Origin of the sequence: Escherichia sp. KCJ4928 (genome assembly GCF_004352695.1) — a bacterium.
Lineage (GTDB): Bacteria > Pseudomonadota > Gammaproteobacteria > Enterobacterales > Enterobacteriaceae > ECMA0423.
This window is the reverse complement of record NZ_SJWV01000076.1, coordinates 1-19,130: the sequence shown is the minus strand read 5'-3', so window position 1 is coordinate 19,130 and position 19,130 is coordinate 1. Positions and strand designations below refer to the sequence as shown.

The 19,130-nt window shown below is 50.1% G+C and carries 19 protein-coding genes; 3 read left to right on the top strand and 16 right to left on the bottom strand.

The window, feature by feature from the left end; translation table 11 throughout:
* Positions 1-162 precede the first annotated feature (162 nt).
* From E0D98_RS12930 to leuS, 14 genes are all read right to left on the bottom strand, one after another.
* Positions 163-1,116, bottom strand: coding sequence for a YbeF family transcriptional regulator (locus tag E0D98_RS12930; RefSeq protein ID WP_000378026.1), 954 nt, complete (start codon positions 1,114-1,116; stop codon positions 163-165).
* A 258-nt stretch (positions 1,117-1,374) separates the two neighbouring features.
* Positions 1,375-2,016: a lipoyl(octanoyl) transferase LipB gene (lipB, locus tag E0D98_RS12925; protein ID WP_000284027.1), complete on the bottom strand. Its 642-nt coding sequence runs from the start codon at positions 2,014-2,016 to the stop codon at positions 1,375-1,377.
* 100 nt (positions 2,017-2,116) lie between these two features.
* Positions 2,117-2,380, bottom strand: coding sequence for a DUF493 family protein YbeD (ybeD, locus tag E0D98_RS12920; RefSeq protein WP_000850550.1), 264 nt, complete (start codon positions 2,378-2,380; stop codon positions 2,117-2,119).
* Positions 2,381-2,490: 110 nt separating this feature from the next.
* Entirely contained in the window at positions 2,491-3,702 is a 1,212-nt protein-coding gene (gene dacA / locus E0D98_RS12915) for a D-alanyl-D-alanine carboxypeptidase DacA (RefSeq protein ID WP_001092082.1), read from the bottom strand.
* Between the two features lie 139 nt (positions 3,703-3,841).
* Positions 3,842-4,930, bottom strand: coding sequence for an endolytic peptidoglycan transglycosylase RlpA (gene rlpA / locus E0D98_RS12910; RefSeq protein WP_001231415.1), 1,089 nt, complete (start codon positions 4,928-4,930; stop codon positions 3,842-3,844).
* A 10-nt stretch (positions 4,931-4,940) separates the two neighbouring features.
* On the bottom strand, positions 4,941-6,053 hold the full coding sequence (gene mrdB / locus E0D98_RS12905) for a peptidoglycan glycosyltransferase MrdB (protein ID WP_000131719.1): 1,113 nt from the start codon (positions 6,051-6,053) through the stop codon (positions 4,941-4,943).
* A gap of 2 nt (positions 6,054-6,055) precedes the next feature.
* The gene (gene mrdA, locus E0D98_RS12900) at positions 6,056-7,957 is read right to left on the bottom strand and encodes a peptidoglycan DD-transpeptidase MrdA (protein WP_000776191.1); all 1,902 of its coding nucleotides are present in this window, start codon (positions 7,955-7,957) and stop codon (positions 6,056-6,058) included.
* 30 nt (positions 7,958-7,987) lie between these two features.
* Complete coding sequence (gene rlmH / locus E0D98_RS12895) at positions 7,988-8,455, bottom strand: 23S rRNA (pseudouridine(1915)-N(3))-methyltransferase RlmH (protein ID WP_000776105.1); 468 nt, start codon at positions 8,453-8,455, stop codon at positions 7,988-7,990.
* A 3-nt stretch (positions 8,456-8,458) separates the two neighbouring features.
* Positions 8,459-8,776 carry a ribosome silencing factor gene (rsfS, locus tag E0D98_RS12890; RefSeq protein WP_050877086.1) on the bottom strand — a complete coding sequence of 106 codons (318 nt, stop codon included), beginning with the start codon at positions 8,774-8,776 and terminating at the stop codon, positions 8,459-8,461.
* 259 nt (positions 8,777-9,035) lie between these two features.
* Entirely contained in the window at positions 9,036-9,647 is a 612-nt protein-coding gene (locus tag E0D98_RS12885; RefSeq protein ID WP_050877085.1) for an adenosylcobalamin/alpha-ribazole phosphatase, read from the bottom strand.
* A gap of 23 nt (positions 9,648-9,670) precedes the next feature.
* Entirely contained in the window at positions 9,671-10,312 is a 642-nt protein-coding gene (gene nadD, locus E0D98_RS12880) for a nicotinate-nucleotide adenylyltransferase (protein WP_047089376.1), read from the bottom strand.
* A 1-nt stretch (position 10,313) separates the two neighbouring features.
* Entirely contained in the window at positions 10,314-11,345 is a 1,032-nt protein-coding gene (gene holA / locus E0D98_RS12875; RefSeq protein WP_000620532.1) for a DNA polymerase III subunit delta, read from the bottom strand.
* Positions 11,345-11,926, bottom strand: coding sequence for an LPS assembly lipoprotein LptE (gene lptE, locus E0D98_RS12870; protein ID WP_001269673.1), 582 nt, complete (start codon positions 11,924-11,926; stop codon positions 11,345-11,347). The genes holA and lptE overlap by 1 nt, the downstream gene beginning before the upstream one ends.
* 14 nt (positions 11,927-11,940) lie before the next feature.
* Positions 11,941-14,523: a leucine--tRNA ligase gene (leuS, locus tag E0D98_RS12865; RefSeq protein WP_001157890.1), complete on the bottom strand. Its 2,583-nt coding sequence runs from the start codon at positions 14,521-14,523 to the stop codon at positions 11,941-11,943.
* A gap of 234 nt (positions 14,524-14,757) precedes the next feature.
* Here leuS and E0D98_RS12860 point away from each other — a divergent pair, with 234 nt between their 5' ends.
* Positions 14,758-15,240, top strand: coding sequence for a zinc ribbon-containing protein (locus E0D98_RS12860; protein ID WP_001044880.1), 483 nt, complete (start codon positions 14,758-14,760; stop codon positions 15,238-15,240).
* A 69-nt stretch (positions 15,241-15,309) separates the two neighbouring features.
* Here E0D98_RS12860 and ybeQ read toward each other — a convergent pair whose 3' ends face one another.
* On the bottom strand, positions 15,310-16,287 hold the full coding sequence (gene ybeQ / locus E0D98_RS12855) for a Sel1 family TPR-like repeat protein YbeQ (RefSeq protein WP_000578162.1): 978 nt from the start codon (positions 16,285-16,287) through the stop codon (positions 15,310-15,312).
* Positions 16,288-16,450: 163 nt separating this feature from the next.
* Here ybeQ and E0D98_RS12850 point away from each other — a divergent pair, with 163 nt between their 5' ends.
* Together E0D98_RS12850 and E0D98_RS12845 are read left to right on the top strand one after the other, a co-directional pair.
* A complete protein-coding gene (locus tag E0D98_RS12850; RefSeq protein ID WP_000367029.1) occupies positions 16,451-17,158 on the top strand; it encodes a DUF1266 domain-containing protein in 708 nt (235 codons plus the stop codon).
* A complete protein-coding gene (locus tag E0D98_RS12845) occupies positions 17,155-18,582 on the top strand; it encodes a J domain-containing protein (RefSeq protein WP_131890677.1) in 1,428 nt (475 codons plus the stop codon). Before E0D98_RS12850 ends, E0D98_RS12845 begins: the two co-directional genes overlap by 4 nt.
* A gap of 9 nt (positions 18,583-18,591) precedes the next feature.
* Here E0D98_RS12845 and E0D98_RS12840 read toward each other — a convergent pair.
* Positions 18,592-19,130: tetratricopeptide repeat protein (locus E0D98_RS12840; protein ID WP_106422726.1), on the bottom strand; the 539-nt coding region annotated here is incomplete at its 5' end.

Genomic DNA, 19,130 nt, shown 5'->3' with positions numbered 1-19,130 from the left:
CAATAGATTGTTGTAATTATCAACTATTTTTGAATTAACGACTGGCAGTATATCATTGAAACGGACCTGAAAGCAGCCAAAGCGGTCGCGAAAATGTAAAATTGTTGTTGGATTGTGCCATTTTATCGTTCTGCGCTGTGATCTGGCTGTAACAATACTTTTTCAAAATGCATTACGGATAACATCTATTACTCCGTGCAGGATGGGATCACGCAGGCTGAATTTGTTGTAGTGGATAGAGAAATCTATTTGCTCCTCATTTAAGGACGGAAAAGGCAGTTTTTCCAGCGGCCAGCAGCGGCTAAACAGGTTATAAAAACGGCTGGGAATAATCGCTAACATGTCACTGTTGGCAACCAGTGCAGCGATTGTCAAAATGTTGTAGCTGGTGAAATTGATTTGCCGGTCCGGAAACATTTCTTGAACTCTCTGCCGCAGACCGCTGAAATTTTGCTCTTCCGGTAACAGAAGTACATGCGCAGCGTTGTCGATAGTCTCTCTGTCATCTTCTAAAGAGAGTAGTGGATTTCCCTCGCGGCAAATTAACACCATATTGTCGGTGAACAGAACATGATGTTGCACCGTACGATTGGTGCAAAACATGTTATCGATGATGAGATCGGTTTGAAACTGACTGAGTTGGTTTTCCGCGTCGCTGATGGGCGGGTTGCGCAGTAAAAGCTGCGGATAGTGAGTTTTAATCGCCCGATAGATGACAGGAAGGACCAGGGCTCCGACCGAGGGAGTGGTCGCAATAGTTATCGTTCGTTGCTTATCATAGCTTCCTTCGATATCCAGCGCGCCAAGAATGGACTCAAGGCCCTGACTGATATACTCATGTAGATGCATCGCAAATGCGGTAGGAGTGACACCCTGGCCTTTGCGAATAAACAATGGGTCAGGGAATATAACGCGCAGTTTCTGAATAGACTGACTGATTGCCGAGGGGGTCAGATTAAGCACTTTCGCTGCATTAACGATCCCTTTATGTACATATACAGCTTCAAAAATAGTCAGAAGGTTAAGATCAATATTTCGTAAGGTTGTAAATATTTGTGGTTTACCTTCTGACGACTTTCTGCTTAAACAGGGTTCAATTTGATTATTACTATCCACGCACTTACTCCAATTTTATTCATGGAAAAATAATATTTAAAAAATTACAATAATCTTATGTCTAATTGGAACGGAACGCTTTTGCTCACCATAATCAACTATTTCAATAGGTTAATCAATGGGGTGAGTTACGGAGCAAGGCGTGGCACCGCATTTCTGCAAGTGATAAAGAAAATATACAAACGCGAAGGAGATGTAAAGCATTAGCAGGTATTATGAGTAATGACCCAGTGTAAATTGGGCCATTGAGGTATGGAATTAAGCGGTAATATATTCGAAGTCCGGATTGTTTAGTAGCGCTAAAATATTTTCCAGTAAACGTGGAGCAATATTATTAGTCGTCGCTTCGGGTTTCCATTGTGATATTTTAGCCATTTCCATTCCGGCATACCCACAAGGATTAATACGTAAAAATGGTGAAAGATCCATATTGACGTTTAATGCCAGACCGTGGAATGAACAACCGCGTCGAATTCGTAAACCCAGTGAGCAAATTTTCTTTTCCCCGACATAGACACCAGGCGCGTCAGCCCGAGGATGCGCTTCTATACCCAGTTCAGCCAGGGTATTCACCACTGTTTGCTCAAGCAAGGTCACCAGTTCACGCACACCGAGTTTACGGCGTTTCAGGTTAAGCAACACATACATCACCTGTTGTCCCGGCCCGTGATAAGTCACCTGCCCACCGCGATCGCTCTGGATCACCGGAATATCACCCGGCATTAAAATGTGCTCCGCTTTTCCTGCCTGACCTTGGGTGAATACCGGATAGTGCTCGACCAGCCAGATTTCATCAAGGGTACTATCATCGCGGGTATCGGTGAATTCATGCATAGCCTGGGAGATTGGCTCGTAAGGCTGAAGACCGAGCTGGCGGACAAGAATTTTATCCTGATACAAAACGGCATCTCCGTGGAGAATGAGTAAAAGTGGGGGAAAAGTATATCACAGCGAGGAGAGGGGAGTTACCCGACCAGGAGCCGGGTAACGGAGAAGCGAGTTACAGAACCATGCGGACAATATCGATTTTGCCCAGTTCTTCATACAGTGTTTCAACCTGCTCGATATGAGTGGCGTTGATAGTGATAGATACCGAGTGGTAGTTGCCTTTGCTGCTTGGTTTTACCGTTGGGGTGTAGTCACCTGGCGCATGGCGCTGTACCACTTCAACCACCTGATCAACCAGCTCAGGTAACGCCTGCCCCATAACTTTGTAAGTAAAAGGAGTAGGGAATTCAAGCAGTTCGTTAAGTTTGGTTTTCATGTCAGCTCCGGCGTAACGTAATTAAATAGCAACTCCCGCCAGAAGGCGGGAGTTTTTTTACTGATGCTTAGTATATGGGGACGGAAATTACACTTTCAAGTGTTCAATTTTTAACCAAACCAGTGATGGAACATTAATTTAATGTAATCAATGATTTTGCCGAAGAAGTTACCTTCCGGGATTTCTTGCAACACAACCAGCGGGCGTTGCTCGATCGTTTTGCCATCAAGCTGGAAGTTGATAGTTCCGACGACCTGATTCTTTTGCAGCGGCGCATGCAATTCACTGCTGTTCAGCACATAGCTGGCTTTCAGATCTTTCATGCGACCACGTGGAATGGTCAGGTACACGTCTTTATCAACCCCTAACGAAGCGCGATCAGAATCACCAAACCAAACCGGTTCAGAGGCGAACTCTTTACCTACTTTCAGTGGGTTAACGGTTTCGAAGAAACGGAAGCCCCAGGTTAGCAGTTTTTTACTTTCGGCTTCACGGCCTTTAAAAGTACGTCCGCCCATCACCGCAGAAATCAAGCGCATCTGGCCTTCAGTCGCAGAAGCAACAAGGTTGTAACCTGCTTTGTCAGTGTGTCCGGTTTTGATGCCGTCGACATTCAGGCTGTTATCCCATAACAGGCCGTTACGGTTCAGCTGGCGAATACCGTTAAACGTAAATTCTTTTTCTTTATAGATCGAGTATTCATTCGGTACGTCACGGATCAATGCCTGGCCGATCAGCGCCATATCTCGCGCGGAGCTGTACTGACCATCAGCATCCAGACCATGTACCGTCTGGAAGTGGGTGTTTTTCAGGCCCAGGGCGTTAACGTAGCTGTTCATCAAGCCAACAAAAGCGTCCTGGCTACCAGCGGCAAAATCGGCCATGGCGACGCAAGCATCGTTACCCGATTGCAGGTTAATACCGCGGATCAGCTGAGAAACCGGAACCTGCATGCCCGGTTTGAGGAACATCAGCGAAGAACCTTTAAACACCGGGTTACCGGTGGCCCATGCGTCGTTGCCGATAGTGACTAAATCAGTTTCTTTAAATTTACCGGCTTTCATTGCCTGGCCGATAACGTAACTGGTCATCATTTTGGTCAGGCTGGCAGGATCGCGGCGGACATCTGCGTTCTGTTCGGCGAGCACTTTGCCGGAGTTATAGTCAATCAGGATGTAGGACTCCGCATCGATCTGCGGTACACCCGGGATCATAGTTTTGATATTCAGGTCATCGGCATGTGCAGCAGAGATAAAGGCTGTGCAAAGAGCCGTGGTGAGCGCCAGGCGCTTCATGATACGAGCGGAAAAAATGGTATTCATGGTCTGAACTACGACATCCGTGATGGAATTAAAAAAAGTGCCCTACTATAGCAAATGCACTACCGGCAGGCATCTGACTTTCCGCGTGACTTTGTTAACGTCATTTACAGAAATTGACACATCAGATGCCTGCTTTACGCTACTGCGCGGTGGTAATAAATGACTGTAATTGGGCTTCGGTTTGCAAACGTTGCTGCAAGGTACTGGCTTCGGCTTTACTGGCGAATGGGCCAAGCTGGATACGCCAGACCGCGCCATTTTGAGTTACGCGACCGGGGACGCCGAACTTCTGTCCCAGTTGCTGTTGGTACTGTTGCGCACGAGCCTGATCGCTAACGGCCCCGACTTGCACCATAAAGTTGCCGCTGGCGCTTTGCGAGGCGGCTTGCGGTGTCACCATTGCAGGCGAGGTTGCAGGCGTTGTCGACGGAGCTGTAACAACGGGCTGTGGTGCAGGTGTCGGTTCGCTGCTTTCCAGTACACCAGGCGCTAAGGTCGTTGGAGCGCCGAGGAAACCGCTACTGGTTACCGGCGCGCCGGTCGGATCTTCGCTTTTTAGCGTCGAGTTACTGACCGGAAGAATGTCACCCTGCGGGCCAGACACTGAACTTGCCCCCGCGCCACCGCTTAAATCGGGAGGTGCAGGCAGGGCGTAAGTCTGTTTGGCGACTGTGGTACAAGCCATACCAGGACCAGAAAGCGAACCATCCTGGGCGACAATAATCGGATCGATACGAACTTTGGTGTTGTTTGACGTGTTAAGACGGTCAGCTGCTGCGCGAGAAAGCGAAATTACGCGGTCGTTGCCGTAGGGGCCGCGATCATTAATGCGCACCACGATCATTCGCCCGTTAGCCAGGTTAGTGATTCTGGCGTAGCTGGGGATCGGAAGCGTTGGATGGGCCGCCGTCAACTGTGTCGGATCGAAAGCTTCGCCAGAGGCCGTCAGGTTACTGCCTGGTTCGGCATCATAGATTGCCGCCAGTCCCGCTTGGCTAAATCGAGACGGATCCTGCACGATTTTGTAGCTTTTACCGTCGCGCTGGTAATCCTGATTTGCCGTCGCGTTCAGTGGTTCGAAACGCGGGTCCGCCCCGCTAATTTCAACTATGGGGCCGTTACATACCGCAGGCTGCGGTACACTTACCGTCTGTTGCTGACCATCATCGCTTGTACATGCCGCGAGCATTCCTGCCGCGATGCAGATCCCGAGCCACTGCTTACGCATTGCGCACCTCTTACACGCTTTTCGACAACATTTTCCTGTGGGTGTGGATTGACATTACAATCCCGAACCCAGCCATCAGCACAATTAGCGCTGATCCTCCATAACTGACCAGTGGGAGCGGAACCCCTACAACCGGCAGAATACCGCTTACCATACCAATATTTACGAAGACATAAACGAATAATATCAGCATTAAGCCGCCAGCCATGACGCGACCAAAGGTGGTTTGCGCTCTGGCGGCTATCCACAGCCCGCGCATGATCAGCAGAATGTAGAGAGCGAGCAGAATCAGAATGCCCACTAATCCCAGCTCTTCCGCCAGTACCGCGAAGATAAAGTCGGTATGGCGTTCGGGTAGAAATTCAAGTTGTGACTGAGTGCCATGCAGCCAGCCTTTGCCGCGTAATCCGCCGGAGCCAATAGCAATTTTAGACTGAATAATGTGATAGCCCGCGCCGAGTGGGTCTGATTCCGGGTCCAGGAGCATCATTACGCGCTGGCGCTGGTAATCATGCATCAGGAAGAACCACAGAATAGGAATGAACGCCGCCACCAGCACTACTGCGACGCCAATCAGACGCCAGCTAAGGCCAGAGAGGAACAGTACAAACAGACCGGAAAGCGCAACGAGGATTGATGTTCCCAGGTCAGGCTGTGCAGCCACCAGCAGCGTGGGCATAAATATCAGCACCAGCGCGATGCCAGTGTTCTTCAACGATGGCGGGCAAACGTCGCGGTTGATAAAGCGCGCAACCATCAGTGGTACGGCTATTTTGGCAATTTCCGACGGCTGAAAACGAACAATACCGAGGTCCAGCCAGCGTTGAGCGCCTTTAGAGATGGCACCGAAAGCATCTACCGCCACCAGCAAAATAATACAGATGATATAGAGATAGGGGGCCCAGCCTTCATAAACGCGTGGAGGAATTTGCGCCATCACCACCATGATGACCAGACCCATCGCGATTTGGCCGATTTTACGCTCCATCATGCCAATATCCTGACCGCTGGCGCTCCAGATAACCAGGGCGCTGTAAACCAGCAATGCCAGTAAGATCAGCAGCATTGTGGGATCGAGATGGACTTTATCCCAGAATGTTTTTTTATTCGGATTATCCGTCATGATTAATGGTCCTCCGCTGCGGCAACCGCTGGATTTTCCGCAGGCAGATCGGTGTTGTTATCACCCAGCATAATGTGGTCGAGGATCTGGCGCATCAGTGTCCCAACCGCCGGACCCGCACCACCGTTCTCCAGAATCATGGCGACAGCCACTTGCGGATTGTTGTATGGCGCAAAGGCGGTCATCAGTTTGTGGTCACGTAAACGCTCGGCAATTTTGTGCGCATTATAGGTTTCGTTCGCTTTCAGACCGAAGACCTGAGCGGTACCGGATTTCGCCGCAATTTTGTACGGTGCGCTGGCAAAGTATTTATGCGCCGTACCGTTAGGGCGGTTAGCAACACCGTACATACCGTCTTTCGCCAGCTCCCAGTAACCGGAATGAATATCGCCGACGGGCGGTTCATGCGGCTGTACCCATGGCACCTGTTTGCCGTCTTCGGCGGTGCTCATCAGCAAATGAGGAACCTTCACGATACCGTCATTAATCAGGATCATCAGTGCCTTACTCATCTGGATTGGGGTCGCTGTCCAGTAACCCTGACCGATACCAACCGGAATGGTGTCACCCTGATACCACGGTTTTTTAAAGCGTTTCTGTTTCCATTCGCGGGTAGGCATGTTGCCGGAACGTTCTTCCGCCAGGTCGATACCGGTGTAATGACCATAACCGAATTTACCCATCCATTCGGAGAGGCGATCGATCCCCATATCGTAGGCCACCTGATAGAAGAAGGTATCCGCAGATTCTTCCAGCGATCTTGTGACATTCAGACGCCCGTGGCCCCATTTTTTCCAGTCACGATAACGTTTTTCCGAACCTGGCAGTTGCCACCAGCCTGGGTCAAACAGCGTCGTATTGCGCGTGATCACCCCGGCGCTCAATGCCGAAACCGCCACATAGGGTTTAACTGTAGACGCGGGAGGATAAACCCCCTGTGTGGCGCGGTTCACCAGCGGTGTATTCGGGTCGTTCAACAAGGCGGAATAATCTTTGCTGGAGATACCGTCAACAAACAGGTTTGGGTCATAACTAGGCGTGGAAACCAGCGCCAGCACCCCACCTGTACGCGGATCGGTGACAACCACAGCTGCGCGGCTACCCGCCAGCAGCGTTTCAATATATTGCTGGAGTTTGAGATCCAGCGTCAGGTAAATATCGTGTCCGGCTTGCGGTGGTACTTCTTTTAACTGGCGGATAACACGCCCACGGTTGTTAACTTCAACCTCTTCATAACCGGTCTGACCGTGCAGCACGTCTTCATAGTAACGCTCAATGCCCAGCTTACCGATATCATGCGTTGCCGCATAGTTGGCCAGTTTGCCGTCATTATTCAGGCGTTCGACGTCTTTATCGTTGATTTTCGACACATAGCCGATGACGTGGGTCAACGCCGAACCGTAAGGATAGTAACGACGTTTATAGCCTTTAACTTCGACACCCGGAAAACGGTACTGATTGACGGCAAAGCGAGCTACTTGTACTTCGGTCAGGTTAGTTTTCACCGGAATAGAGGTGAAACGGTGTGAACGTGCGCGCTCTTTTCGGAATGCAGCAATATCGTCATCGGTCAGATCAACCACGCTGCGCAAAGCGTCCAGCGTTTGCTGCACGTTATCGACTTTCTCTGGCATCATTTCTATCTGGTAGATAGTGCGGTTGAGGGCCAGAGGGATACCATTACGGTCGTAGATAATGCCGCGGCTGGGCGCGATAGGCACCAGCTTAATGCGGTTTTCATTAGAGCGAGTCTGGTAGTCGGTAAAGCGAACAATTTGCAGATTATACAGGTTGGCGATAAGCACGCCGGTCAGCAGCAAAATCCCCAAAAAGGCGACCAGCGCCCGGCGCACAAACAGCGCGGACTCTGCCGTATAGTCGCGAAAAGAGTTCTGTAGTTTCATCCGCTGCGTTTTCTACTCAAAGCTCCCTTATCACTCACGGTGATAAGGATGGTTGGTGGTGATGCTCCACGCCCGGTACAGACTCTCTGCGACCAGCACGCGAACCAGCGGATGGGGGAGGGTAAGCGTCGACAGCGACCAGCTCTGCTCCGCCGCCGCTTTACAGGCAGGCGACAACCCTTCAGGCCCGCCAATCAGTAGACTGACGTCGCGACCATCCAGCTTCCAGCGTTCCAGCTCAGCGGCTAACTGCGGCGTATCCCAGGGCTTGCCTGGAATATCGAGGGTGACAATGCGGTTTTTGCCTGCGGCCGCCAACATCTGCTCACCCTCTTTGTCGAGTATGCGCTTGATGTCCGCATTCTTGCCGCGTTTTCCGGCCGGAATTTCAATCAGCTCGAAGGGCATATCTTTCGGAAAACGACGCAGGTACTCGGTAAAACCGGTTTGTACCCAGTCCGGCATTTTCGTTCCCACGGCGACAAGTTGCAGCTTCACGCATTAACTCCAGAGTTTTTCCAGTTCATACAGGCGACGGCTCTCTTCCTGCATGATATGGACAATCACATCGCCCAAATCCACGACAATCCAGTCGGCGCTGTTTTCACCTTCTACGCCGAGCGGTAACAGGCCCGCTGCGCGAGACTCCTGCACAACGTGGTCAGCAATGGACATAACATGACGGCTGGACGTACCCGTACAGATGATCATGCAGTCGGTGATGCTGGATTTGCCTTGAACGTCTAAGGCGATGATGTCCTGACCTTTGAGGTCATCAATTTTGTCGATAACAAAATCCTGGAGTGCTTTACCCTGCAAGTTTTCCCCCTGGGTGAATCAAATAGATAAAAATGGTCTGTCAGTATACCTGAACCAGAGGCGATTTCGGGACAATTGTCGCCGAATCGGCTTTCGAAAGTGGGCTATCATCCCACCCCGCGCCGCAGATTGCATCGCCATTTTTGTAAAACAATTTCTACAAAGTCGTGTCTGGCGAAAAAAGTCTGGCTGCGGAGAATATCAGCCTGCCCGGGTCTGTCAATGGTCGTTGCGGCTTACCCGTAAAAAAACAGAAAAGTCATGCATTCTCGACCCCGATGGCACGGCTATTGAGGACGCGTAGCGTCGCGAATTTTTGGTTGATATCAATGGTGCTCCAACACCCCTGGTCAACGCGAAAATGCCACATAGCCTCGGCAGGCATGCGAATTAAACGGGCGATTAACAGACTCAGTACACCCTGATGGCTGACGACTAAAATATTCTGATAGTGCTGAAATTCACTAAGCCTTGCGATAAAGCGTTCCACACGTTGCGAAAATGCCTGAAATCCTTCACCGTTCGTGGGGATTGCATGCTGCCAGTCATTGCACCACGCGCTATAGTTTTCGGCATCTTCTTGCATGAGGTCGCGATGATGTCGCATCTCCCAGTCGCCAAAAAACATTTCGTTGAGTTCAGGGATGATTTGCACGGGGAGCTGGCGGTCACTGAGAACCAGTCGCGCGGTATGCTGTGCCCGTTCCAGTTCACTGCATAAAACCAGATCAAAGGAAACACCATGTAGCAGCGTATGCAGATTTTGCGCTTGCTCAATACCGCGTGCGGTCAGGGGTGTGGGCGCATGACCGCTGTACAGACCATCGACATTCGCTTGCGTTTCGCCATGACGAATTAACCACAGTCGCATCATGCCCTCCGTAACGACAGGTATCAGCGATACAAGCCTTGTTGGTTAATGTAAGTCAGTACCGGTTCCGGCAATAAATCCTCACACGATTCACCGTTTTGCAAACGTTCGCGGATGATGGTCGCCGAGATGTTAAACCACGGCGTTTCAGCCAGATAAATTTTACCGGCAGGCTGAAGGTGAAGATCTTCCGGGTTATGTGTCAAATGATCTTCCAGCCATTGCTGGTATTGCGGTTGCGCCATTTCAAGTGGGTAACCTGGACGCCGACAGACGATCAAATGTGCATTGTCGAGTATCGTTTCGTATTCGTACCAGGTCGGAAAGGTCAGCAATGAATCCTGACCAATAATAAACGCCAGCGGCACGTCCGACCCTTGTTCCTGCCGCCACTCTTTCAGTGTTTGCGCAGTGTAAGAGGGGGCATTGCGCTTTAGCTCGCGTTCATCAAGAGTAAATAATGGCTTGTCGGCAATCGCCAGTTCAAGCATGTGTTTACGCTGCACGCTGTTCGCTTCCGGCTGGGGACGATGCGGAGGAACATTATTAGGGATGATTGTGACCCGCGTCAGACCAATCAAATTCGCCAGCGTTTCCACGGGTTTAAGATGACCATAGTGCACCGGATCAAAGGTGCCGCCAAACAGAGCCTGTAAAGATTTCATATCAACCGTCGATAAATACGTCCGCCAGGGGTTTATGGCACAACAGAAGAGATAACCCTTCCAGCTCTGCCCACACTGACTGACCGTAATCTTGTTTGAGGGTGAGTTCCGTTCGTGTCAGGAGTTGCACGGCCTGACGTAACTGCGGCTGGCTTAAGCGATTTAACGCCTCGCCCATCATGCCCCGGCGGTTCTGCCATACCCGATGCTTATCAAACAACGCACGCAGTGGCGTATGGGCAGACTGGCGTTTCAGGTTAACCAGTAACAACAGTTCACGTTGTAATGTGCGCAACAAAATAACCGGCTCGCTGCCTTCCAGACGCAGTTGCTGAAGAATATGCAACGCGCGCTTACTTTTTCCCATCAACAAAGCATCAACCCAATGAAAAGGGGTGAAATGCGCGGCATCATTCACCGCCTGTTCAACGCGCGGTAATGTCAATTTGCCGTCTGGCCAGAGCAGCGATAAACGCTCCAGTGCCTGAGCCAGCGCCAGCAGGTTACCTTCATAACAGTAGCAGAGCACCTGATTTGCAGCGTCATCCAGTTCTAAGTTGAGCTGTTTTGCGCGCGCAGCAACCCAGCGGGGAAGCTGAGCCTGCTCCGGTGTCTGACAGGTCACCTGCACGCTGCGATTCGCAAGCGCAGTAAACCAGGCGGCATTTTCTTGCGCTTTGCTTAATTTATTACCGCGGACGATCAACAGCAGGTCGTCATGCAGAAGTCCGGTGAGTGTGAGAAGTTGTTCATTGATCGCCGCATTCGGTCCGTTTTCTGGTAACAACAGCAATAGCGTTTGTCGACTGGCAAACAGACTCATAGCCTGGCATAACGAAAAGATCGCATTCCAGTCAGTGTTGGGATCAATGGAAAAAGTGTGGTGTTCTTCGAATCCTTGTGCCGCAGCTACCTGACGAACAGCGTCCTGGCTTTCCTGCAATAACAGAGGATCGTTACCAAGTAAAAGATACGCCGCGCGCAGCCCTTCATTGAGCTGCGCGCGGAGTTGTTCCGGGTACAACCGAATCATCAGTTACCCAGCGTGGTGGAGACGCGTGCAGGCGTTGCCGGAGTATCCGTTGTGGTCGACGTCTGTTCTTCGTCGGAACGAATATCCGCAGCACGGATGCTTGGCAGCTTACGAATCAGCTGTTCGGCAGCACGGTCGTACATCTCTTTTACGATCATGTCTTGTTCGTTATCTTTCGCTAACGCCATTTGCGGGTTATCAAAGAACGAACGGAAGACTTTGGCACTAATCGGGTAGATATCACGGCCGGGGATCAACACGGTCGCATTCACCGTCATGATCATCTGATACTCTGCTGTTTGACCGTTACGGAATACCGATGCGGTATCTTTCGCGATGCTCACTTTACCCAAACGCAGGGATGGAACGTCCTTACGCGTGGTTTCTTTATCAAGCAACTCGACACCATTCAGACGTAACTGGTTACGCACCGCACGGCTTAATGGCCCGTTCGGATCGCCTGAGTCCAGGATCATGACCTTCATAGTGGAAGGAACCTGCGTGGTATCACGCAGATGCCAGCCACACCCGGCGGTGATTAACACCGCCAGAGATAACAACAATGTTGCCAGATATCGCACGCTTCCTCCCGCGCTTAGCCAACGACCAGATTGAGGAGTTTACCTGGTACGTAAATCACTTTACGCACAGTAACGCCATCAAGATATTTTGCTACCAGATGTTCCTGGCCAGCACGTTCGCGAACCTGTTCTTCCGTTGCGTCCACCGGAACGGTGATTTTGGCACGGACTTTACCGTTAACCTGCACCACGACCAGCGTGGAGTCTTCCACCATCGCTTTTTCGTCAGCAACCGGCCACGGCGCGTTGTCGATATCGCCTTCGCCTTTCAGTTCCTGCCACAGCGTGAAGCAGATGTGCGGGGTGAACGGGTTAAGCATACGGACAACGGCCAGCAGCGCTTCCTGCATCAGAGCGCGATCCTGCTCGCCATCGGTTGGTGCTTTCGCCAGTTTGTTCATCAGCTCCATAATCGCCGCAATTGCGGTGTTGAAGGTCTGACGACGGCCGATATCATCGGTCACTTTAGCGATCGTTTTATGCACATCGCGACGCAGCGCTTTCTGATCTTCAGTCAGCGCATCAACGTTCAGTGCCGCAACATCACCTTTTGCTGTGTGCTCGTAAACCAGTTTCCAGACACGTTTCAGGAAGCGGTTAGCCCCTTCCACACCGGATTCCTGCCATTCGAGAGTCATATCAGCCGGAGAAGCAAACATCATAAACAGACGAACGGTGTCCGCGCCGTAACGTTCAACCATCACCTGCGGGTCGATACCGTTGTTCTTCGACTTGGACATTTTGCTCATGCCGGTATAAACCAGTTCATGGCCTGCCGCATCTTTCGCTTTCACGATACGGCCTTTCTCGTCACGTTCAACGATAGCATCAACCGGGGAAACCCAGTTACGTTCGCCGTTTTCGCCAACATAGTAGAAGGCATCTGCCAGCACCATACCCTGACACAGCAACTGTTTCGCTGGTTCGTCAGAGTTCACCATGCCTGCATCACGCATCAGTTTGTGGAAGAAGCGGAAGTAGAGCAGGTGCATAATGGCGTGTTCGATACCACCAATGTAGATATCCACCGGCAGCCAGTAGTTAGCCGCTTCGGAATCCAGCATACCTTCTTTGTACTCTGGGCAAGTGTAGCGCGCATAGTACCAGGAGGACTCCATAAAGGTGTCGAAAGTGTCGGTTTCACGCAGCGCTGGCATACCGTTAACGGTAGTTTTTGCCCACTCCGGATCTGCTTTAATCGGGCTGGTAATGCCGTCCATCACCACATCTTCCGGCAGGATCACCGGCAGCTGGTCGTCCGGGGTCGGCATTACGGTACCGTCTTCCAGCGTCACCATCGGAATCGGCGCGCCCCAGTAACGCTGACGAGAAACACCCCAGTCGCGCAGGCGGTAGTTCACTTTACGCTCGCCAACGCCCATCGCAGTCAGTTTATCGGCGATGGCGTTGAAGGCCGCTTCATGGTCAAGACCGTTGAATTCGCCAGAGTTGAACAGCACGCCTTTTTCAGTCAGGGCTTGCTGAGAAAGATCTGGCTCAGAGCCGTCAGCAGCCAGGATAACTGGTTTGATGTTCAGGCCGTATTTAGAGGCAAACTCGTAGTCGCGCTGGTCGTGACCCGGAACCGCCATAACTGCGCCCGTGCCGTACTCCATCAATACGAAGTTTGCTGCCCAAACGGGAATTTCTTCGCCCGTTAATGGGTGAACAGCTTTAAAGCCAGTATCGACGCCTTTTTTCTCCATTGTCGCCATTTCAGCTTCGGCAACTTTGGTGTTACGGCATTCGTCAATAAAGGCCGCCAGTTCAGGATTATTTTCCGCCGCTTTCTGCGCCAGCGGATGACCCGCAGCTACCGCCAGGTAGGTACAACCCATAAAGGTGTCCGGGCGGGTAGTGTAAACGGTCAGCGTGTTGTCATAGTCGTTAACGTTGAAGGTGATCTCCACGCCTTCGGAACGACCGATCCAGTTACGCTGCATGGTTTTAACGGTGTCTGGCCAGTGATCCAGTTTATCCAGATCGTTGAGCAGCTCGTCAGCGTAAGCAGTGATTTTGATAAACCACTGCGGGATCTCTTTACGTTCAACTTTGGTATCGCAGCGCCAGCAGCAGCCGTCGATAACTTGTTCGTTCGCCAGTACGGTCTGGTCGTTCGGGCACCAGTTGACCGCAGAAGTCTTCTTATATACCAGGCCTTTTTTATACAGCTCGGTGAAGAATTTCTGTTCCCAACGGTAGTATTCCGGCGTACAGGTTGCCAGCTCGCGGCTCCAGTCATAACCAAAGCCCAGCATTTTGAGCTGGTTTTTCATATACGCGATGTTGTCGTACGTCCACGGTGCCGGAGCGGTGTTGTTTTTCACCGCCGCGCCTTCCGCAGGCAGACCAAACGCGTCCCAGCCGATCGGCTGCAGGACGTTTTTGCCCAGCATACGCTGGTAGCGGGCGATCACGTCACCGATGGTGTAGTTACGTACGTGGCCCATGTGTAGTCGACCAGAAGGATAGGGAAGCATAGACAGGCAGTAATACTTCTCTTTGCTCTCGTCTTCGGTTACTTCAAATGTGCGCTTCTCATCCCAATGAAGCTGTACTTTGGATTCTATCTCTTCCGGGCGGTATTGCTCTTGCATGGCAGCCAGTGGTCCTGTTTTCAATACGGCTACAAATGTAGCGTTGAGGTGGTTTTTCAGATCCGCATAGCATAGCCCAAACGTCCGCGTCAAAACAGCCTTTCGCGCACTCGACGTTGAAATGATGCCCGGATTATTCATACATTAATTTACAGAGTTTGTGGGCGTATTAGCAAAGCAAGGAACAAAGAACGTCTATTATTATAGTCAGTTAACGACCCGGGAGATGAAACGATGAACAAGGTTGCTCAATATTACCGTGAACTGGTCGCGTCACTGAGCGAACGCCTGCGCAATGGCGAACGTGATATCGACGCACTGGTGGAACAGGCGCGCGAGCGCGTAATAAAAACAGGGGAGTTAACGCGAACCGAGGTCGATGAGCTGACGCGAGCTGTAAGACGTGACCTGGAAGAGTTCGCCATGAGCTATGAAGAGAGCCTGAAAGAAGAATCTGACAGCGTCTTTATGCGGGTGATTAAAGAAAGCTTGTGGCAGGAGCTGGCAGACATCACCGATAAAACGCAGCTTGAATGGCGCGAAGTTTTCCAGGACCTCAATCATCATGGGGTTTATCACAGCGGAGAAGTGGTCGGGCTGGGAAATCTGGTCTGCGAGAAATGTCACTTCCATCTCCCGATCTACACACCGGAAGTGCTGACGCTATGCCCGAAATGTGGTCATGACCAGTTCCAGAGACGCCCGTTTGAGCCGTAATAGTCTGATTTCGCACAGCAATAAAGAGAATATGGGCCGAATGAAATTCCCCGGCCCTTGTTTTTATCTCTACAGTAAATCTTCAATCTCACGAATTTCTTGACTGACATCTCTGGTTCCGGATGACTGAACTTTACGATACAGGTCGAGAGCCTGTCGGAGATCGACAGGTCTTCCTTCTCCGTAGTGATACATAATGGCCAGGTTATACCAAGCAGTGGCGTCATTGCATTCAGCGGCTTTCGTAAACCATTCAAAGGCAGCCTGATAATCTTTCTCAACGCCTTGTCCGTGTTTATACATATAACCGATGTTGACGTAAGCGCCGACGCTCCCCTGAGCGGCAGCCTTCAGATACCAGTACATCGCTTGCTTATAGTCCTGGTCCACCCCTTCGCCAGCGTTATAATCCCATGCAATTTGAAACTGAGCATGCCGATTACCCTGCTGTGCGCTTTTCAAATACCAGAATGCGGCGAGTGTCTCGTTTTGAGCAACGCCTTTTCCGTCTTCATAAAGATCGGCCAGATTGTTTTGCGCGTCACTATGGCCTTGTAATGCAGCTTGTTTGTACCAGAAAAATGCCAGCGCATAGTCTTTTGCGACTCCGTTGCCATTTCTGTACATCCACCCAAGATTATTTTGCGCATAAGACATTCCGCTCTCCGCGGCTATCTGATACCAGACAACCGCTTCTTTATAATTGGGGTCTTCTCCACGATCCAGTATCCAGCCAAGGGCGTTGGAAGCGAAAGTATGGCCTTGTAGGGCAGCTTTTTTCAGCCAAAAGATGGCATGCTCATTATCTTTATGACGGCTTTTATCCTCAGTATACTTTTGTCCTAAGGAATATTGTGCTTCACAATGACCTTGCTCGGCGGCCAGCTTCAGCCAGTAAAAGGCTTTTTCGTCGTCCGGAGAATCAATTGCGCTATCGCGATTATAATAAAACCCAACAATATATTGAGCCTCGCAATCGCCTTTTTCAGCACGTTCGATAATCTCATCTATTGATAAATTATCGCAGCAACTTGACGTGAAAATCATTATCATTTCCTTATGGTTGCAGATAAAACATATTATATTTTTATGTGTTCCATTTTTGCGTAAGCCTTATTTTATGCGTATTATGTCGCGTCAGAAAAGTATAAATAAACGAGCCTCGCAATGCGGCTAATATTCATTTAATGAATATTTAAGGATAAATTATATGGACATGGAGTCGCAAAAAATATTGTTTGCACTTTCCACTCCGATGGAAATACGCAATGAATGCTGTTTACCTTCGCATTCATCACCCAAAATGTATTTAGGTACATGCTTTTTTGACCTTTCTTCCTCATGGGGAATTGATGACCGTGATGACCTGCTGCGCACAATTCACCGAATGATCGAGAACGGTCATGCCGCTCGGTTGGCAGGGTTTTATCACCGCTGGTTTCGTTATTCTCCATGTGAATGGCGTAACTATCTTGCTGAACTAAATGAGCAAGGTCAGGCTTATGCGCAATTTGTCGCCAGCACCGCCGAATGCTGTGGTGAGGGAGGAATTAAAGCCTGGGATTATGTCCGGATGGGTTTTTTAAGCCGAATGGGCGTACTTAATAACTGGTTGAGCGAAGAAGAAAGTCTATGGATCCAGTCGCGCATTCATCTACGGGCTCTACGTTATTATCGTAACTGGCGGCAATACTTTGCCGGTTATACCTTTGGTCGGCAATATTGGCATTCTCCCGAAGATGATAATCTGCAGTTATTACGTGAATTCTTAGCGCGTAAAGAATACGACGATTCCGGCAATGATATGTTTTATCAATTATTTGCCAGTGATAATGCGTATTACCCTACCTTGTCCTGGCAACCATTGGCTTACTATTCTGCATGCCCGGAAACGCTTAAGGATATGAGCGACCTATGAAAAATTGCTGGAAGATCCTCGAAATAGAGGAAACGACTGACGTCGATATTATCCGCCGCGCTTATCTGGCGCTGTTACCGTCCTTTCATCCAGAAACCGATCCGCAGGGTTTTAAACAACTTCGTCAGGCGTATGAGGAGGCGCTCCGGATTGCGCAGTCGCCTGCTAAATCTGTTTGGCAACCAGAAGAATATGAGGTAGCAGAACATGAAATTCTGCTCGCCTTTCGCGCGTTACTTGCCTCTGATAGCGAACGTTTTCTGCCCTCCGCCTGGCAGCGATTCATTCAGCAATTAAATTATTGCTCGATGGAAGATATTGATGAATTACGCTGGTCGCTGTGCACAATCGCCATGAACACTGCCCATTTATCCTTCGAGTGCGTGGTGTTATTAGCAGAAAGATTGCGGTGGTTGCAGGAGGAAAACGTCGGGGAAATAGACGAAGAAGAACTGGAATCCTTTTTATATGCCATTGCGAAGGGGAATGTTTTTAACTTCCAGACCATTCTGCATCTGCCCGTTGCCGTGCAAAATGACACCATCGATTTTTACCAAATGTTCGCTCGGATTTGGTCATCGCATCCAGAATGGCTGACATTGTATTTAGCGCAACATCGCGCAGTGATCATCCCCGATGATGCAAAACTGCACAGAAATTTACTCCGCTGGTATAGCGCAGGTCGCCTGGATATCCCCGAACTTCTGGATTACGCCCGGTCGTGGCGGGAAGCTGAACCTGATAATGAAGATGCGCGTTATTATGAATACGCGCAACGCGTCTATTGTGGAGAAGGCGAAAGCTTGCTGGCAGAACTTTGTGACTACTGGCGCGAGTATCCCTCCACCCAGGCGGATGCTTTAATGTTGCAATGGTGCCGTCAGCATCGGGTCGATTATTACCCATTAGTGGTGATGATGATTGAAGCGCGTGAGCTGGTTAACGATAAGGGAAAACCGCTACTTTATGTCCCCGGCGACAGCGCCCGTACGCGTTTTCATTTATACGAAATACTCAGCGATGAAAAACTCTCTGCGCTGGGACGTTCACTGGTCGAGATGGTTTTGCACAAAGGACGTAAGCCGCGGATCTCACTCACGCGTGATACAGAACATCCCTTATGGCCATTATATTTAGTTGCCAAACAATTAGTGCAGGCTAGCCAACCGACAGAAGAATCATTAATGCCGATTGTGAGCCGCCTTGATGCGGAAGATCGTTGTCCACTGGAAGCATTAATTATTCGTCGATTATTAATTCAGGCGGCGAATTTTACCGAGAAGCAAACTGTTGAACCGGAGCCGCAACCGCAGCCAATGCCCGTTGACGATGGTGGGCCAGGCTGTCTGGGCATCATTAAAATTATTTTCTATATTTTTATCTTTGCTGGTTTGATAGGGAAAATACTCCATCTGTTCGGGTGACAGTCGACGTTAATGTGCGGGAAGCCCGGCAAGTAATCTTTCCGCATTTTTGTAATGTTGTTTGGCGGCCAGTTTTAACCATTTTTGAGATTCATAATGGTTAACATTAATACCTGAGCCATTTCTGTAGATCAAACCTAAAGTATATTGAGCATGAGCATACCCTTGTTCAGCTGCTTCCTTATACCAGAGAATTGCTTTACGGGTGTCGGGTTTGACCCCCAGACCTTTGAGGTAGATCCACCCCAGTTTACTTTGCGCGCGTGGATTTTCCTGTTCCGCTGATTGCTCATACCAGTATCTCGCCTGTGTATAATCCAGTGGTTTACCGTCGCTACCATGAAGATAAAATTCTCCAAGGCGATATTGCGACGTTGAGTGACCATGAATCGCGGAAAGCTCCGTGGCTGCCGTGGTGAATGGAAGACTGCCCGGTGATCTTAAATAATCAAAGGCATAATTCACCATGGCTTTATCACGCAACGTCGTTTTCTTGGGTTGGCTAATACAGGTAATTGCTGCAACTATAAAAATTGCGAATATATACA